The organism is Streptomyces adelaidensis (genome assembly GCF_016598475.1).
Taxonomy (GTDB): Bacteria; Actinomycetota; Actinomycetes; order Streptomycetales; family Streptomycetaceae; genus Streptomyces; species Streptomyces adelaidensis.
In genome coordinates, this window is the sequence record NZ_JAEMUX010000019.1 from 1 (window position 1) to 17,043 (window position 17,043).

At 71.5% G+C, this 17,043-nt stretch carries 13 protein-coding genes; 4 read left to right on the forward strand and 9 right to left on the reverse strand.

Annotated features, from left to right (window positions below; translation table 11 throughout):
- Positions 1–98: 98 nt before the first annotated feature.
- The 9 genes from I8N67_RS13535 to rsmI all read right to left on the reverse strand — a co-directional run bounded on the left by I8N67_RS13535 (position 99) and on the right by rsmI (position 10,742).
- Positions 99–2,105 carry a sensor histidine kinase gene (locus I8N67_RS13535; RefSeq protein ID WP_200303304.1) on the reverse strand — a complete coding sequence of 669 codons (2,007 nt, stop codon included), beginning with the start codon at positions 2,103–2,105 and terminating at the stop codon, positions 99–101.
- A 114-nt stretch (positions 2,106–2,219) separates the two neighbouring features.
- Positions 2,220–2,999: an MHYT domain-containing protein gene (locus I8N67_RS13540; protein ID WP_200303305.1), complete on the reverse strand. Its 780-nt coding sequence runs from the start codon at positions 2,997–2,999 to the stop codon at positions 2,220–2,222.
- A 233-nt stretch (positions 3,000–3,232) separates the two neighbouring features.
- Positions 3,233–4,594 carry an acyltransferase family protein gene (locus I8N67_RS13545; protein ID WP_200303306.1) on the reverse strand — a complete coding sequence of 454 codons (1,362 nt, stop codon included), beginning with the start codon at positions 4,592–4,594 and terminating at the stop codon, positions 3,233–3,235.
- A 73-nt stretch (positions 4,595–4,667) separates the two neighbouring features.
- Positions 4,668–5,576: a 4-(cytidine 5'-diphospho)-2-C-methyl-D-erythritol kinase gene (locus I8N67_RS13550; RefSeq protein ID WP_200303307.1), complete on the reverse strand. Its 909-nt coding sequence runs from the start codon at positions 5,574–5,576 to the stop codon at positions 4,668–4,670.
- Positions 5,573–6,469, reverse strand: coding sequence for a 16S rRNA (adenine(1518)-N(6)/adenine(1519)-N(6))-dimethyltransferase RsmA (gene rsmA, locus I8N67_RS13555; protein ID WP_200303308.1), 897 nt, complete (start codon positions 6,467–6,469; stop codon positions 5,573–5,575). Before rsmA ends, I8N67_RS13550 begins: the two co-directional genes overlap by 4 nt.
- Before the next feature lie 186 nt (positions 6,470–6,655).
- Positions 6,656–8,020, reverse strand: a complete 1,365-nt coding sequence (locus I8N67_RS13560; protein ID WP_200303309.1) for a resuscitation-promoting factor — start codon at positions 8,018–8,020, stop codon at positions 6,656–6,658.
- Positions 8,021–8,175: 155 nt separating this feature from the next.
- Positions 8,176–9,093: a TatD family hydrolase gene (locus I8N67_RS13565; protein ID WP_200303310.1), complete on the reverse strand. Its 918-nt coding sequence runs from the start codon at positions 9,091–9,093 to the stop codon at positions 8,176–8,178.
- A gap of 49 nt (positions 9,094–9,142) precedes the next feature.
- Entirely contained in the window at positions 9,143–9,535 is a 393-nt protein-coding gene (locus I8N67_RS13570) for a hypothetical protein (RefSeq protein ID WP_200303311.1), read from the reverse strand.
- Positions 9,536–9,893: 358 nt separating this feature from the next.
- Positions 9,894–10,742: a 16S rRNA (cytidine(1402)-2'-O)-methyltransferase gene (gene rsmI / locus I8N67_RS13575; protein ID WP_200303312.1), complete on the reverse strand. Its 849-nt coding sequence runs from the start codon at positions 10,740–10,742 to the stop codon at positions 9,894–9,896.
- 128 nt (positions 10,743–10,870) lie between these two features.
- Here rsmI and I8N67_RS13580 point away from each other — a divergent pair, with 128 nt between their 5' ends.
- The 4 genes from I8N67_RS13580 to I8N67_RS13595 all read left to right on the forward strand — a co-directional run bounded on the left by I8N67_RS13580 (position 10,871) and on the right by I8N67_RS13595 (position 17,033).
- Positions 10,871–12,610 (forward strand): dolichyl-phosphate-mannose--protein mannosyltransferase, encoded by a 1,740-nt coding sequence (locus tag I8N67_RS13580; RefSeq protein ID WP_200303313.1) that lies wholly within the window; start codon positions 10,871–10,873, stop codon positions 12,608–12,610.
- A gap of 63 nt (positions 12,611–12,673) precedes the next feature.
- Positions 12,674–13,153 (forward strand): hypothetical protein, encoded by a 480-nt coding sequence (locus tag I8N67_RS13585; protein WP_200303314.1) that lies wholly within the window; start codon positions 12,674–12,676, stop codon positions 13,151–13,153.
- A gap of 235 nt (positions 13,154–13,388) precedes the next feature.
- On the forward strand, positions 13,389–15,020 hold the full coding sequence (locus I8N67_RS13590) for a penicillin-binding transpeptidase domain-containing protein (RefSeq protein ID WP_200303315.1): 1,632 nt from the start codon (positions 13,389–13,391) through the stop codon (positions 15,018–15,020).
- A 297-nt stretch (positions 15,021–15,317) separates the two neighbouring features.
- The gene (locus tag I8N67_RS13595) at positions 15,318–17,033 is read left to right on the forward strand and encodes a penicillin-binding transpeptidase domain-containing protein (protein ID WP_200303316.1); all 1,716 of its coding nucleotides are present in this window, start codon (positions 15,318–15,320) and stop codon (positions 17,031–17,033) included.
- The last annotated feature ends 10 nt before the right edge of the window (positions 17,034–17,043 follow it).

Genomic DNA, 17,043 nt, shown 5'->3' on the forward strand with positions numbered 1-17,043 from the left:
CAGGCAGGCGAGTTAGCGGAAACGACGCCGTGCGCCCCGGGGACACCATCACCCGAGGCGCACGGCAGCTCGTGTGCCCGGCCGTGCGGTTACCGCCGCTACCGCCGCCGCCGCTGGATCAGCGCCGGGGCCGGAGCGGGTGAACGCCAGTCGCCCTGGCCGTCGGCGGCGGCCTCGTGGTGGACCGGCATGTCGTCGCGCACCAGGTTCTCGGGGATGAACACGGCCGCGGCGACCCCGCCGCTGGTCGACTCGCGCAGCTCGACCCGCAGACCCTGGCGGCCGGCGAGACGGCTCACCACGACGAGGCCGATCTGCCTGGCGTCGAGGAGGTCGACCTTCTCCGACCGGAGCTTGCCGTTGGCGTCGGCCATCGCCTCCTCGTTCATGCCGAAGCCGCTGTCCTCGACCTCGATGAGGACGCCGTCGCGCAGCCGGGCGGCGCGCAGCTGAACCTTGGTGGAGGGCGGGGAGAAAGCGGCGGCGTTCTCGACGAGTTCGGCGAGCAGATGGATGACGTCGGCGACGGAACCGCCGTTCAACGACACCCGCGGCGCTGCCCAGATCTGGACCCTGGTCGCGTCCTCGATCTCGGCGACGGCGGCCCGCAGGATGTCCGACAGCGCGATCGGGTCGCGCCAGCCGCGGCCGGGGGCGATCCCGGACAGGATGAGCAGCGACTCGGAGTGGCGCCGCATCCGGGTGGCGAGGTAGTCGACGCGGTAGAGGTCGTACAGCTCGGCCTCTTCGCGCTGGCGCTGCTCCATGACGCTGAGCAGGTCCAGCTGGCGGTGGAGCAGCACCTGGCTGCGGCGGGCGAGGCTGACGTACACCCCGGAGATGCCGCTGAGGAGTTCGGCGCGCTCGGAGGCCGCCTTGAGCGCGGCCCGCTGCACGGCGGTGAGCGCGGTACCCACCTGGGCGAGTTCGTCGCCCGCGAGGCGGCGCATCGGGGCCTCGACGTCGATGTCGACGCCCTGTCCCGCGTGCAGCCTGCGCATGGCCTGCGGCAGGCGGCGGCCGGCGACTTCGAGGGCTGAGTTGCGCAGGTCGAGCAGTTCGACGATGAGGCCGCGGCCGACGCTCACGGAGACGAGGAGCGACAGGAGCACGCCGACCAGACCGAGGACGACCGCGATGCCGGAGGCGCCGAGGGTGTCCCAGCCGAAGACGTCCGCCTTGGCCGCCGCGCCCGTACCCGCGACCTCCACCGCCTCGGCGAGGCCCCTGAGGACGGCGGTCGAGGAGGTGTCCCAGTCCTTCAGCACGGCCGCCGACACGGCACCCGGCCCGGCGTCCGTCACCCGGTCCTCGACCTTGGCGAGGGTGGTGTAACTGTCGCTCTCCAGCAGCACGTCGTACGCGGGCCGATGCTCGTCCTTGAGGTCGGCGACGGCCGGCTCCAGCAGCTCGCGCTGGGTGGCGACGGCGCCGATGAACTGGGCGTACTGCTCCTTGCCGAGCGTCCCGGAGGCGGTCGCGGCGGCCAGCAGCGCCTGCTCGCGGGCCACGGCGTCGCGGGCCCGGGAGATTTCGAGGACGACACGCGCCTCGGAGCTCGCGTCGGTGCCCTTCTCGCTGGTGAGCGCGCCGGCCACGGCGAACGCGTGCTCGATGACGGTCGAGTACTTGGTGTACGCCGCCGAGACCGGGTCCTTCGCGTCGGACCCGGTGGTCTCCGCGCGCAGTGCCGCGAGGTCGCTGAAGTCGGTCTCGAGGGTGTCGAGGCGGGCGGGCAGGCCGGTGTCGATGAGGCCGGCGTCCGAGCCGGACGAGTTGAGGCCGTCGCGCAGCGCCGACACGGCCTTGTCGGTGGTCCGCTGCGCGGCCCGTGTGTAGTCCAGACCGGTCTCGGTGGGTTTCGCCGCGTAGCGGATGGCGGCGGTCCGCTCGGACTGGACGGCGCTGACGAACTCGGCGGCCGGCGCGAGCAGTTCGCTGTTGACGTCCTTGGCCCGCTCGGTGTCACCGATGGCGGCCACGGTCGTCACGGCGGCGTAGCTCCACAGCGCCATGAGGGAGACGATGGGCAGCATCAGCAGGGCGACGATCTTCGCCCGGACGGACCTGGGGCGCAGCCGGGCGGTTACACGGAGAAGTTTCATTCTGGGGACCTCGCTCGGAGAGGGCGGCTCAAGCGCCCCGTCAAGGGGCGCGGGGAACTGCGCGACCAGCCCCCACCGGGCCCGCAGGTATTCACTGGACGTCGAGCGGAACGCTCACGCCGTCGAAAGCTCGACCTCGCGGAGCAGTTCCTCGGCGAAAGAGGACTCCGCACGCTTGCCGGTCGGCGACAGCGCCACATACGCCGAGGTCAGGAAGAGGAACGAGCCGAGCAGTACGGCCAGCGGGAAGAGGAACTCCGTCGCCGTGGCCCCGCCCAGCTCGGCGGTGCTGGGCGCGAGGTCGATGCTCACGGCGAACATCGCGGTGTAGTGCATGCTGCTGACCGCGAGCCCCATGACCAGCGCGGCGATCGCGGCGAGGACACCCCCGCGCACGATCAGCGTGAGCGTCAGCGCGGCGGTCGCGGCGACGACGGCGATCACCACGGAGGCGATGACCAGGGACGGGTCGTAGTTGATCTCGCCGTGCAGGTTGAGCGCGGCCATGCCGGTGTAGTGCATGGCGGCCACGCCGAGACCGGTGCCGAGGCCGCCGAAGGCGACCGCCCGGATCCGGGAGCGGCCGTAACCGGCGATGAAGACACCGGCGCTGACCACGGCGATCGCCATCACCAGGCTGAGGACGGTCATCGGTACGTCGTAGCGGATGGGTGTGCCCTCGACGCCGAAGCCCATCATCGCGACGAAGTGCATCGTCCAGATGCCCGAGCCGATGGCGAACGACGCCAGCACCAGCCAGTTCCGCTTCGAGGCGCCGTCGGCCTCAAGTGCCCTGACGGTGCAACGCAGTCCGAGTGCCGAGCCGACGCAGGCCATGACGTAGGAGAGGACGGGGGTGACCCATCCGGCGCTGAAGTGGTCCATGTGTCCCATGAAGGAACCCCTCTCGCCCGCCGCGCGGACGACACCGCGCGCACGGGAAGTACCGCCGATAACGAGTCACCGGGGATCGAGATCATGCCACTCGAAATCGACGGTCAGATCGCCCGAAAAGGGTCCGGAATAGGATTTCGCCGAACATTAAAACACTGTGGCGTGGATTACAAACCCGCAGGTATGCCCGACCATTGCCTGACCTGCACACTTTCTCCACGCTGCCGCCCGGGTCAAGCAGTTGACCGCTCTGCACGACCAATGCGCTCCACCAGCAGCCACCCTACGAGCGTCATCGCCACCGCCGCCGGAGCGGTCACGTGAACAGCGATCAGGAGAGCCGAACGACCCTCGAACAGCCCGCCGAACCCGACCATGGAAAGCCCGAGCACACCGAAGAGGCACAAGGTCACCCCGAGGGCGGCGGCGGGACTGGAAAACACCCCTGAACTGCGCGAACCGCCCCCTCGGGGCCGCCGCGCCGCGGGTCGCTCGAAGCCCCGGAAGGCGGCGACGAGGACCGCCGTCAGGACGGCCGCGGCGGCGATACGGAGGGGCAGTTGGGCCCACCAGGCGCCCGTCGCGGGCGCGGGCAGTGACACATCGAGCGCGAGCAGGACGCCGTACACCCCGAGCATGGCCGAAAGATGCCATAGGAACGCCGTCATCGAGATGCCGTTCGCCGCCACCACCGACCGCCACACCTTCGGCCGCTCCAGCCACCGTCCGACCGGCCCCCGCAGCCACTCCACCGCGCCGACCAGCCACAGCCCGTGACACAGCAGCGCGAAGGTCGGCGGCGCCATGTTCGACACCTGCTCGCCCGGCATCCCCACCATCGACAGCGGATACGGCCCGTACGCCACCAGCAGCGCGGCCCCCGCGAGCCCGGCACCGGCGAGCAGATACGGCCGCGTCAACCGCCCGTCGGCGCGCAGGAATCCGAGCTGGTGGACCGCCAGCCACACGAAGGCGAAGTTGAGGAACTCGACGAAGGGCACGTCGAGCGCGAAGCGCAGTACGTCCACGAGTGCGGCGGCCGCGACCAGCCCGCCGAACGCGCCCCAGCCCCAGCGCTCGTGCAGCTTCAGCAGGGGCGGCGTGAAGGCGACCATCGCGAGATAGATCCCGATGAACCACAGCGGCTGTGCGACGAGCCGCAGTGCCACGTCGAGCAGTCCGCCGCCCTGGCCCATGAGTTGGAGGAGGACGGCGGCGGCGCCCCAGACACCTATGAACACCATGGTGGGCCGCAGCAGCCGCTGGAGCCGGGCGCGCAGGAAGGCGGGGTAGACGGAGCCCTCGTCCGCGGCTTTCCGGGTGAGCGAGCGGTAGGAGAGGGCGTGCGAGAAGCCGCCGACGAAGAAGAACACGGGCATGATCTGGAGCGCCCAGGTGAGGATCTGGAGCCGGGGCTCGACCGCGAGCAGGTTCCCCACCTCGACCCCGCCGTCACTTCCCGTGGTCACGGCCGCCATCAGCCAGTGGCCGAGGACCACCGTGCCGAGGGAGGCGACCCGCAGCAGGTCGACGTACCGGTCACGGGTGGCCGGGGTGGCGGCGGCCAGCTCGCTCGCACTCACGCTTGCACTCATGGGAGTACGGTCGCGCCGGCATCCGGCCGGGCATCAGCGCTCGCGTACTCAACTCATGTCTGAGTACGCCCGGTCAGTCGATGACCGTCGCCCCCGGCGCGGGCGAGGCGGCCACGCGCGCCGCCTCGCAGGTGCCGGACGCGAGGAGCCCCTCGGCGATGGTGTGCGCCGACTCGGCGTCCCGGGCGAGGAAGGCGGTGGTCGGCCCCGAGCCGGAGACGAGCCCGGCGAGGGCACCGGCCGCGCGGCCCGCCGCGAGGGTGTCGGCCAGCTTCGGGAACAGCGAAAGGGCGGCGGGCTGGAGGCCGTTGGAGCCGGGCAGGAAGGCGGCGAGCGCGTCGGCGTCCCCCTTGGCGAGCGCGTCGAGCAGCACCCGCGAGGCGACGGGCTCGGCAACGGCCTCGTTCTCGTTCTCGTGGAGGCGGTCGAACTCCCGGTAGACAGCGGGCGTGGAGAGCCCCCCGTCGGCCACCGCGAACACCCAGTGGAAGGCGCCGCCCACGTCGAGGGTCCGGAGCCGCTCGCCCCGCCCTGTGCCGAGCGCCGCCCCGCCCACCAGGCTGAACGGCACATCGCTGCCCAACTCGGCGCAGATGGCGAGGAGTTCGTCGCGCGAGGCATGCGTGCCCCAGAGGGTGTCGCAGGCGAGGAGGGCGCCCGCCGCGTCCGCGCTGCCGCCGGCCATGCCGCCGGCGACGGGGATGTCCTTGGCGATGTGCAGACCCACGGCGGCCTCGATGCCGTGCCGCCGCGCCAGCGCGAGCGCGGCCCGGGCCGCGAGGTTCGTGCGGTCCAGGGGGACCTGGTCGGCGCCGGGGCCCTCGCAGGTGACGGTCAGCTCGTCGGCGGGGGTGGCGGTGACCTCGTCGTACAGCCCGACGGCGAGGAAGACGTTGGCCAGGTCGTGGAAGCCGTCGGGGCGGGCGCCGCCGACCGCGAGCTGGACATTGACCTTGGCGGGAACGCGGACGGTCACGCTCACGGCTGGCTGGGCTCCTCGTGGTCGGCGGTCTCGGTCACGCGGTTCTCGGCGACGGCGGCGAACTCCTCGACCGTCAGGGACTCGCCGCGGGCCTGCGGGGAGACGCCGGCGGCGACGAGGGCGGCCTCGGCGGCGGCCGCGGAACCGGCCCACCCGGCGAGGGCGGCCCGCAGCGTCTTGCGCCGCTGGGCGAAGGCCGCGTCCACGACGGCGAACACCTCCGCCTTCGTCGCGGTCGTCTTCACCGGCTCAGTCCGGCGGACCAGCGCGACGAGCCCGCTGTCCACGTTCGGCGCCGGCCAGAACACGTTCCGCCCGATCGACCCGGCCCGCTTCACCCGCGCGTGCCAGTTCGCCTTCACCGACGGCACGCCGTACACCCGTGAACCCGGCCCCGCGGCCAGCCGGTCCGCGACCTCCGCCTGCACCATCACGAGCGTCCGCTCGATCGTCGGGAAGGTGTCCAGCATGTGCAGCAGCACGGGGACGGCGACGTTGTACGGCAGGTTCGCGACGAGCGCGGTGGGCGCCGGGCCGGGGAGTTCCGTGACATGCATCGCGTCGGAGTGCACCAGGGCGAAACGGTCGGCGCGGGCGGGCATCCGGGCGGCGATCGTCGCGGGCAGCGCGGCGGCGAGTACGTCGTCGATCTCGACCGCCGTGACCCGGTCCGCGACCTCCAGCAGGGCGAGCGTGAGGGAACCGAGTCCCGGGCCCACCTCGACGACCACGTCCTCGGGGCGGACCTCCGCGGTCCGCACGATCCTCCGGACCGTGTTCGCGTCGATCACGAAGTTCTGGCCACGCTGCTTGGTGGGCCGCACGCCGAGGGCTGCCGCCAGCTCACGGACTTCGGTGGGGCCCAGAAGGGCGTCGGAGGGGGGGTTGTTCACCGGACCAGGGTACGGGGGTGCGGGAGCGGGTTGTTCGGGTGCGGGTGAGTGGGGGCTGGTCGCGCAGTTCCCCGCGCCCCCAAAGGCGAAAAGCACGGGGCGCAGCCCCTGCTTTTCAGGGGCGCGGGAAACTGCGCGAGCAACCACGACGCACCCGCAGACGCCAACGCACCCGAACCCCCGAACTCAGCCGCGCAACCGTGCCCCACAGTGCGGCCAAGGACTCGCCCCCCGCTGCACATAGAGCTTCTTCGCCCGCAGCGTCTGCTCCTCCGCCGACGCGTCCTGCGGCCGCCCCTGCCCCCCGAGGCTCTGCCAGGTCTGCGTATCGAACTGGTACAACCCCCCGTACGTCCCCGAAGGATCGACCGCGCCAGGTCGCCCCCCGGACTCACACGTGGCCAGCCCCGACCAGTTCAGCCCCTCCGCCCCCCGCACGGACGACGGCATCGCCTTCGTGCCGACCTTGACGATCTGATGCTGCGGCTCACGCACGATCTCCGTGCGGACCAGCCGGGGCCGCTGCTTGACCCCGTTGACCGTACGGATCGCGTACGTCAGGCGGCGGGCGCCCGGGCGTCCGACGCGTTCGACGACCTCGGTGCCCTTGAGGAGGTCGGGGTCCGCCGTGCGGTGCACCAGGAAGGGGATCGGCTCCTCGCGGACCTCCTTGGACCCGGTCACCCGCAGGACGGTGACGGTCTGCCCGTCCCGGGGAAAGCTCGACCGGTCGACGGAGGTGGTGTCCTCCCCGCGCAGGGTGACCCCGGCCTGCTCCACGGCCTCCCCGACGGTCGCCGCGTTCGTACGGATCGTCCGGGTCCGCCCGTCCGCCAAGATGGTGACGGTCCGCTCGGTGCGGACGTCCAGCTCCAGCCCCTGCCGCCCGATCGGCCGGGAGCGCGAGGTCGACACGTACGCGCCCTCCGCGCGCACGCCGAACTGCCGGAGCGCCCCGTCGACCGTGCGGGCGGTCGTCCAGACCTTGCGCCGGTGGCCGTCGAGGGTGAGGGCGACGGGCCGCCCGTAGTGCACGGCGATCTCGTCACCGCTGCTCAGGGCGGTGCCGGGGGCGGGGGCGACGACATCGTGGGAGCCGAGGGGGACGCCCTCGTCGGCGAGGAGCTCGGTGACGTCGTCGGCGAAGGTGTGCAGCATGCGCGGCCGCCCGTCGACGGTCAGCTCGATCACCTTGTCCTTCGCCACGAACGCGGAGGTGCCGCCCGCGAGGAACGCCACCACCAGGGCCTGCGGCACCAGCCGTCGCAGCGGCGTGTGCCGGTCGGCGGCCCGTCTGCGCCGCACGGCCCGCCGCCCACCGGAACGCCCACCACCGGCGGCCGGCTGCGCGAGAGGAACGACGGGCACGGGCACGGGATCGGGATCGGGATCGGGGAGGGGAAGGGGCGGCTCGGGCCGCTGGGCCTCGTAGGCGGGCCGGTACGTGTCCTCGTAGACGCCGTACGGCAGCGTCTCGACGTCGTACGCCGGCTGCCGGTTCGTACCGTCCGGGCCATAGGTCTCGTAAGAGGACGACTGCACGTTGCTCACGACGACACGCTCCAGAGGGGATCCGGGTCCGGGTCGGGCGACGTGAACCTAGCGGACGGCGGTCACCCTCCACAGCAACGTGGTCACGCAGTGTCGCGACACGGGCCGCTGATCATCTTTTTGGGTCCCTCCAACGGCTGATGAAACGTGATCCCTCAGTAATCGAACGCCCGCGCGGTGTTCGCCGCGAGGGCTGTCGCCAGCGCGTCCTCGTCGATGCCCCGCACCGCGGCCATCGCGCGAACCGTGACCGGAATGAGATACGGCGCGTTGGGCCGTCCGCGGTACGGCGCGGGTGTCAGGAAGGGCGCGTCGGTCTCGACGAGGACGAGTTCGAGGGGGGCGACGGCGAGGGCGTCGCGCAGCTGCTGGGCGTTCTTGAAGGTCATGTTCCCGGCGAAGGACATGAAGTAGCCGTGCTCGGCGCAGACGGCCGCCATCGCGGCGTCGCCGGAGTAGCAGTGGAAGACGGTCCGCTCGGGCGCGCCCTCCTCCTTCAGGACGCGCAACACGTCGTCGTGGGCGTCGCGGTCGTGGATGACCAGCGCCTTGCCGTGCCGCTTGGCGATCTCGATGTGCGCGCGGAACGACCGCTCCTGGGCCGCCTTGCCCTCCGGCCCGGTCCTGAAGTAGTCGAGCCCCGTCTCTCCGACGCCCTTGACCTGCGCCAGCGCGGCCAGCCGGTCGATCTCGGCGAGGGCCTCGTCGAGCGCCGCGTCCCCGCCCGGTGTGCGCGCGCCCTGCCGGGACCAGCCGTCGGGGTCGCCGTGCACGATGCGCGGCGCCTCGTTGGGGTGCAGGGCGACCGTCGCGTGCACGGCCTCGTACCGCCCGGCCGTCTCGGCGGCCCACCGCGAGCCCTTGATGTCACAGCCGACCTGCACGACCGTCGTCACACCCACCGAGGCGGCCTTGGCCAGGCCCTCCTCGACCGTGCCGGACTGCATGTCCAGATGCGTGTGCGAATCCGCGACCGGTACGCGGAGGGGTGCGGGGAGCGGCGGGGCGGCGTTCTTGCCGGACGCGTCGGCCGAGTCGCTGCCGGAGGCGTTGCTGGAGTCGTTCGAAGGCATGCCCGAATCGTACGGATCGGGCATGCCTTCGAGGCGCGCCGGGGGAGGGTCAGCTCGCCTTGCGGTGGAACGGGTGCAGCAGGTCGGACAGGTGCCAGTGGTGGTGTTCCCGCGGCTCCGCCGCCGTCTCCTCCGCCATGCGGGGCTTCGGCACGTGCCGCCGCCGCTCGGCGTCCCGCACCGACGACACCTGGCCCGCCCGCATGATCCGGACGACATGACCGTCGCAGTTCTGGCACGTGGGCCTGGAGAGCGGGGACGGCACGACCTGCCCGTCGGCCACGTACATCACGAAGTCGCGCCCCTGGGCGTCGTTGTGGTGCTCGATCTCGTACGACTGCTCCCAGCCGTGCCCGCAGCGCATGCACGCGAAGGAATACGACTCGTTGACGACGGCGGTGGCGGTGTCGCGCAGTACGGCCCGCTCTGCGATCTCGGTCATTGCCAGCTCCTCTTGTCCGCTGGACGGTGAGGACGAGTACGCCCTCACCACCCAGTGGACGCCTCGGCCGACCCCGAGCGCACCCCACCTGCCGTCCCTTGAAGCCGATTTGGGCTTCCCTTGTGGGAAGCGCGTCGATACGAGAGCCGCTCTTTGCCCGGCTTTGCCGGGGCATGGGGCGCGGGGGCGTGCGTTCTCGGGTGCGGGTCCGGTGGGGACTGGTCGCGCAGTCCCCCGCGCCCCTGAAAGCAGGGGCCGCGCCCCGTGCTTCTCGGCCCGCGGGGGCCGCGTCTTTCAGGGGCGCGGGGAACCGCGCGAGCGACCACGACCCACCCGCACCCGAAAACGCGCCCCACCCCTACGGCGCCCCCCGCTTAAAGGCGACCACCGCGTCGAAGACCGCCCTCTTGGGCACCCCCGCCTCGACCGCCACCGCCGCGATCGCCTCCTTGCGCCGCTCCCCCGCCTCCTCCCGCACCCGAACCCGCCGCACCAACTCCTCCGCGTCGAGCTCCTCCGCCCCCTTCTCCGGCGCCCCCTCGACGACCACGGTGATCTCCCCGCGCACTCCCTCGGCGGCCCACGCGGCCAGCTCCCCCAGAGCCCCCCGTTTGACCTCCTCGTACGTCTTGGTCAGCTCGCGGCAGACGGCGGCCCGCCGCTCCGTGCCGAAGACCTCGGCCATGGCCGTGAGCGTCGCGTCCAGGCGATGGGGCGCCTCGAAGTACACGAGGGTGCGCCGCTCGTCCGCGACCTCGCGCAGCCGGCCCAGCCGTTCCCCGGCCTTGCGCGGCAGGAACCCCTCGAAGCAGAAGCGGTCGACCGGGAGCCCGGACAGCGCGAGGGCCGTCAGTACGGCGGACGGTCCGGGTACGGCGGTGACGCGGATGTCCTTCTCGACGGCCGCGGCGACGAGCCGGTACCCGGGGTCGGAGACGGACGGCATCCCCGCGTCCGTGACCAACACCACCCGCGCGCCGCCCACCAGTGCCTCGACGAGTTCCGGGGTGCGCGCGGCCTCGTTGCCTTCGAAGTAGGACACGATCCGCCCGCCCGGCTGCACGCCCAGCGCCTGGGTGAGCCGGCGCAGCCGCCGGGTGTCCTCGGCGGCGACCACGTCGGCGCCGGCCAGCTCCGCGGCGAGCCGGGGCGGGGCGTCCGCGACGTCGCCGATGGGGGTGCCTGCCAACACAAGGATTCCTGTCACGCCCCCATCCTCCCAGCCACCCGCCGCCCCGCCCGTCCCGGGCGCCGGAGCCGTATCCGGTTGTCCTCATCCGCCCCCACAACCCCCATGCACGGGACTCCCACAGCCGTGTTCCCTACGATGGCGCGGTGACCAGTACCGCGTCCTCCACGGACACCCGGCAGGACCAGGCCACCGAAGAGCAGCGGCCGTCGTGGCAGCAGCGGCTGCGCCGATTCGGCTACGCGGCGCCACCGAGAAGCGACGTCCGCGAGCGGCTGGTGCCTCCGTACACCCGGCCGAGTCCGCGGGTCTGGGCCGTGCTCGGGCTGCGCGAGGAGGTGGGGGCGCTCATCACGCGCTGGTCGGCGTGGGGCGGTCCGCTGCTGGTCACCCTGGCCGCGGGGCTGATGCGGTTCTGGAACCTGGGCAGCCCCAAGGCGGTGATATTCGACGAGACGTACTACGCCAAGGACGCGTGGGCGATCGTCCACCGCGGGTACGAGGTCAACTGGGCCAAGAACGCCAATGAGCTGATCCTCCAGAACAACGGGAACGTCCCGATCCCGACGGACCCGGCGTACGTGGTCCATCCGCCGGTCGGCAAGTACGTCATCGGGCTGGGCGAGCTGATGTTCGGGTTCAACCCGTTCGGCTGGCGTTTCATGACGGCCCTGCTCGGCACCCTCTCCGTGCTCATGCTCTGCCGGATCGGCCGCCGCATCTTCCGCTCGACGTTCCTCGGCTGCCTCGCGGGCACCCTGATGGCGGTGGACGGCCTGCACTTCGTGATGAGCCGCACGGCGCTGCTCGACCAGGTGCTGATGTTCTTCGTCCTCGCCGCGTTCGGCTGTCTGGTCATCGACCGCGACCGGGCCCGCAAACGACTGGCCGAGGCGCTCCCCCCGGACGGGGACGGAATCGTACGCCCCAACTCCCTGATCGCCGAGACGACCCGCCTCGGCTGGCGCCCGTACCGCTGGCTGGCCGGCCTCTGCCTGGGCCTGGCCCTCGGCACCAAGTGGAACGCCCTGTACTTCCTGGTGTTCTTCGGGATCATGGCGGTGCTCTGGGACTACGCGGCCCGCAAGGTCGCCGGCGCCCGCCAGCCGCTGATCGCGACGCTCCAGCGCGACCTGGGCCTGGCGTTCCTGTCCACGTTCCCGGTCATGATCGTCACCTATCTGGTCTCCTGGACCGGCTGGATCCTCTCCCCGGACGACGGCACCGGCGGCTACTACCGCAACTGGGCGGCGACCGACGGCAAGGGCGGCTGGTTCAGCTGGCTGCCGGACTGGCTGCGCAGCCTGTGGCACTACGAGCACGCGGTCTACGAGTTCCACATCGGCCTGTCGTCCCCGCACACGTACCAGTCGAACCCGTGGAGCTGGATCGTCGCCGGCCGCCCGGTCTCGTACTTCTACGAGTCCCCGTCCCCCGGCAACGACGGCTGCGCGGCCGACACCGCCGACAAGTGCGCCCGCGAGGTCCTCGCCATCGGCACCCCGCTGCTGTGGTGGACCGCCGCCTTCGCCGTCCTCTACGTCCTGTGGCGCTGGTTCTTCCGTCGCGACTGGCGCGCCGGCGCCATCGCCTGCGGCATCGCCGCCGGCTACCTCCCCTGGTTCATGTACCAGGAACGCACGATCTTCTTCTTCTACGCCGTCGTCTTCCTCCCCTTCCTCTGCCTCGCCGTGGCCATGCTGATCGGCGCCGTCCTCGGCCCCCCGGGCTCCCCCGAACGCCGCCGCGTCGCCGGCACCGCAGCCGCCGGCGTCCTCGTCCTCCTGATCGCCTGGAACTTCATCTACTTCTGGCCGATCTACACCGGGCAGGCGATTCCGATCGACTCGTGGCGGTCGCGGATGTGGCTGGATACGTGGGTGTAGCCGGGCGGACACTCCCCCGGGCAGGTGCGGTGACGCGCTGGTCACGGTGTCGTTGAGTCAGCCATGATCACCAAAAACGTGCGTGCGGCGGTCGCTGTTCTCGCTCTGGCCATGTCCCCACTCGCGCTGCCCGCGGCCCCGGCGGCGAGCGCGCAGCCCGCGGTGGCGGCCGGCCCGTGCAAGGCGGCGTACAAGCAGCTCACCATCATGGTCACCACCGAAAAGAGGAATGTCGCGGAGGGGGACCGGCTCTGGGACAGCCACGCCGGCTACATCCGGGCCAGCCACCGAGGTCTCCTCGTGACCTACAGCCTGGCCAAGGGCCCGGAGCTGTCGGACCCCCTCGACCCGGCGTCCGCGCCGACGGGCAGGGTCACGTACGCGCTCACCGAGTGCTACCGGACCAGCGCGGACATCCAGAGGCACTGGCGGAAGACCGCCGCGGAATGGCACGACTTCAACGCCCTCGTCGACTGGATGAAGCGGCCCGGCACCCAGGTCGTGACGCTCCACGACGGGCGGGTCCGCAACTCCCTCTGGTAGGCCGAGGCCCCGAGGCCCACACCCTGTATGTGGCTGGATAGCTGGGCCTGGTGGCCTGAACCTGGCCGCCCGGCCCCCTCGGCTAACAATCAGGGAACACACAGGGAGCTTTTTCCCGCGCGTTACTCCCTCGTGTTTACAGTGAGCCGCAGCAAGCGGTTTCTGAACGCGTTCAAAGTGCGGGGGAACCGATCGGCAGGGGCCACAACGGGGTAGCTAGGGGGAGGATCGCGTCATGCGCAAGGGGGCCAAGGTCGCCATAGTCGGCGGGGTGTTCGCGGTGATGGTGGGGGGCGCCGGGTACGGCGGGTACAACTTCGTGACCGCGCTCAACGGTGAGACCGGTGCGAGCGCGGAGAAGCGGAGCGGGCCGCCGAGTGCCGACGAGGTGCGGGAGGCGTCGGAGAAGTTCTTCGCGGCGTGGGAGAAGGGGGACGCGGTCACCGCGGCGTCGTACACGAACGACGCGGTGGACGCGGGGAACGTGTTCGGCAGCTACGTCAACACGGCGCGGATCGACGACGTGAGGATCGCGCCGGGGAAGCCGACCGGGACCGGCGGCCGGACCGTGCCGTTCTCCGTCGAGGCGACCGTGGCGTACGAGGGGAAGAGCAAGAAGCTCGCGTACAAGAGCGAACTGACCGTCGTACGGGGCGAGACGACCGGGCGGGCGCTGGTCGACTGGCAGCCGTCCGTCGTGCATCCCGAGCTGAAGGCCGGTGACACGCTGTTCACGGGGGAGGCTGCGGCGCCGTCCATCGAGGCCGTGGACCGGGACGGCAAGGTTCTGACCAAGGAGAAGTACCCCTCCCTCGGGCCGGTCCTCGACACCCTGCGCGAGCGCTACGGCGCCGACGCGGGCGGTACGCCCGGTATCGAGCTGGGCATCCGGCACACCACCACGGAGGCCGGCGACACGCCGCTGCTGACCCTCGCCGAGGGCAAGGCGGGCAAGTTGAAGACCACGATCAGCGCACCGGTGCAGGCGGCGGCCGAGAAGGCGGTCAAGAAGTACACCGAGTCGTCCGTGGTCGCCGTGCAGCCCAGCACCGGTCAGGTGCTCGCGGTCGCCAACCACCGCGAGGACGGCTTCAACGCGGCCTTCCAGGGTGAGCTGCCGCCCGGCTCCACCATGAAGATCGTCACCGCCGCGATGCTCATCGACAACGGCGTGACCTCGATGAACGGCCCCGCCCCCTGCCCCGACACGGCGACCTGGCAGAGCCAGACCTTCAAGAACCTGCCGGGGCTCAAGGCCGACGAGAGCGCCTCGCTCGCCAACAGCTTCATGCGGTCCTGCAACACGGCCTTCATCAAGCTCATCGACGAGAAGCCGCTGAGCGACGCCTCGCTGACCGAGGAGGCGCAGGAACGCTTCGGCCTCGGCAAGGACAACTGGCAGACCGGCATCGTCTCCATGGACGGCAAGGTGCCCGCCTCCGCCGGACCGAACCGGGCCGCCAACGCCATCGGGCAGGGCGATGTCCTCATGAACCCGCTGAACATGGCGTCCGTGACGGCCACGGCGATCACGGGCACGTTCCGGCAGCCGTATCTGGTGTCGCCGGAACTGGACGACCGGGAACTGGCCACGGCGAAGGGGCTGTCGGCGAACACGTCGTCGCAGTTGAAGCAGATGATGAGGCTGACCGCGACGCAGGGGACCGCCAAGACGGTCATGTCCGGGCTCAGTGGGGACATCGGGGCGAAGACCGGGTCCGCGGAGGTGGACGGGCAGGCCGTGGCGGACAGTTGGTTCACCGGGTTCCGGGGGGATGTCGCCGCGGCGGCCATGTCGGAGGGCGGTGGACGCGGGGGTGAGGCCGCGGGGCCGATCGTGGTGGATGTGCTTGGGGCGAATGGGTGAGCTTTCGGGAGTTCCGGGAGTCTCGGGAAGCGCCATAGGGGTTGAGGGGTTCGTAGCGGAGTGACGGCTGTCCGTGGCTGGTCGCGCGGTTCCCCGCGCCCCTTGAAAGCACGGGGGTCCCTCAGGCTTCGAGCGGCGCGGGGAACCGCGCGACCAGCCCCGGCCGACCCTCGGTCACCTCTGCCCGCACTGTGAGACAGGGGTGAAGCACGTCACCCATGTCGGTGCGGGACTCTACTGTGGTGGTTCTCGTTGAGGGACGAGAGGCAGTCGGGGGTAGCGGAAGGTCGGGAACGCGTGGGTAAGAGAAGGCGGGTCGACGAGCGGAAGGCCGCGGCGTCCGGGAGGTCACGGCGGCCTGCCGTACTGGCCGGCATGGCGGTCGTGGCCCTCGGCGGCGGCGCGTTCGCCGTCTACACGGTGTTCGGCGCGGGCGCGGCCGCCGAGGACGGTTCGGCGTCCGGCGACGCCAAGGCCGTGAAGAGCGGGCCGCTGTCCGCCACCGAGGTCCGTACGGCCGCGACCGCGTTCCTCACCGCCTGGCAGAAGGGCTCGGTCACCAAGGCCGCCGCCGCCACGGACGACTCGGCGGCCGCGAAGACCGCGCTGACCGGCTTCACCAAGGACGCCCGCATCAAGGACGTGACCCTCACCCGGGGCAAGCGCTCGGGCGAGAAGGTGGCCTTCTCGGTGAAGGGCACGGTCGCCTACAAGGAGACCAGCAAGCCGCTGACGTACGACTCCGCCCTCACCGTCGTACGGGCGAAGAAGGACGGCGAACCGGTCGTCGAGTGGCAGCCGTCCGTCGTCCATCCCGACCTCGACGAGGGCGACCGCCTGGTGACCGGTGAGGCGGGTACGCCCCCGGTGAAGGCCCTCGACCGGGACGGCGGGGAGCTGACGGCGAAGGAGTACCCGTCGCTCGCCACCGTGCTGGACGGCCTCAGGGAGAAGTACGGCAAGAAGGCCGGCGGCAAGGCGGGCGTCGAGCTGCGCGTCGTACGGGCGGAGCCGGCCGCGGAGAAGTCGGCGGAGAAGAGCGAGGCGTCCGGGAAGTCCGAGAAGGCGGCCGACAAGACGCTGCTGGAGCTGAGCGAGGGCACACCGGGGACGGTGAGAACGACGCTCAGCCCGGCGCTCCAAGCCGTCGCCGAGGAGCAGGTGGCGGCCACGGAGCGGGCCTCGGTGGTGCTGATGCGCCCCTCGACCGGCGAGATCCTGGCCGTGGCGAACTCCAGCAGCTTCAACACCGCGTTCCAGGGCTCCCTGGCCCCCGGCTCCACGATGAAGATCGTGTCGTCGGCGCTGCTCATCGACAAGGGCCTGGCCTCGGCGGACAAGGTCCACCCGTGCCCCAAGTACTCGTCGTACGGCGGCTGGAAGTTCCAGAACGACGACAAGTTCCAGATCGACGGCGGCACGTTCAAGGCGAGCTTCGCCCGCTCCTGCAACACCGCCTTCATCTCCCAGGCGAAGGAGCTGGACGACAACTCCCTGACCCTGGAGGCCCAGCAGGTCTTCGGCCTCGGCATGAACAACTGGGCCATCGGTGTGCCGACCTTCGACGGTTCGGTGCCGGTGCAGAGCGACGCCCCGATGGCGGCCTCGCTGATCGGGCAGGGCGGGGTGCGCATGAACCCGCTGAACATGGCGTCGGTGGTCTCCACCGCCAAGACGGGCGTCTTCAAGCAGCCCTACCTGGTCCCCGCGTCCGTCGACGGCCGCACGCTCGCGACCGCCTCCCGGCCCATGTCCGAGACCGTCCGCTCCCAGCTGCGCGAGCTGCTCCGGTACACCGCCGCGGCCGGTACGGCGGCCGAGGCGATGTCCGGCCTCGGCCCCGACTACGGCGCGAAGACCGGCTCCGCCGAGGTCGACGGCCAGAAGCAGCCCAACGGCTGGTTCACCGCCTGGAAGGGCGACCTCGCCTCCGCCGGAGTCGTCCAACAGGGCGGCCACGGCAGCGAGTCGGCGGGGCCGATCGTGGCGGCGCTGCTCAAGGCCGGCAGCTGAGCCCGGCCGC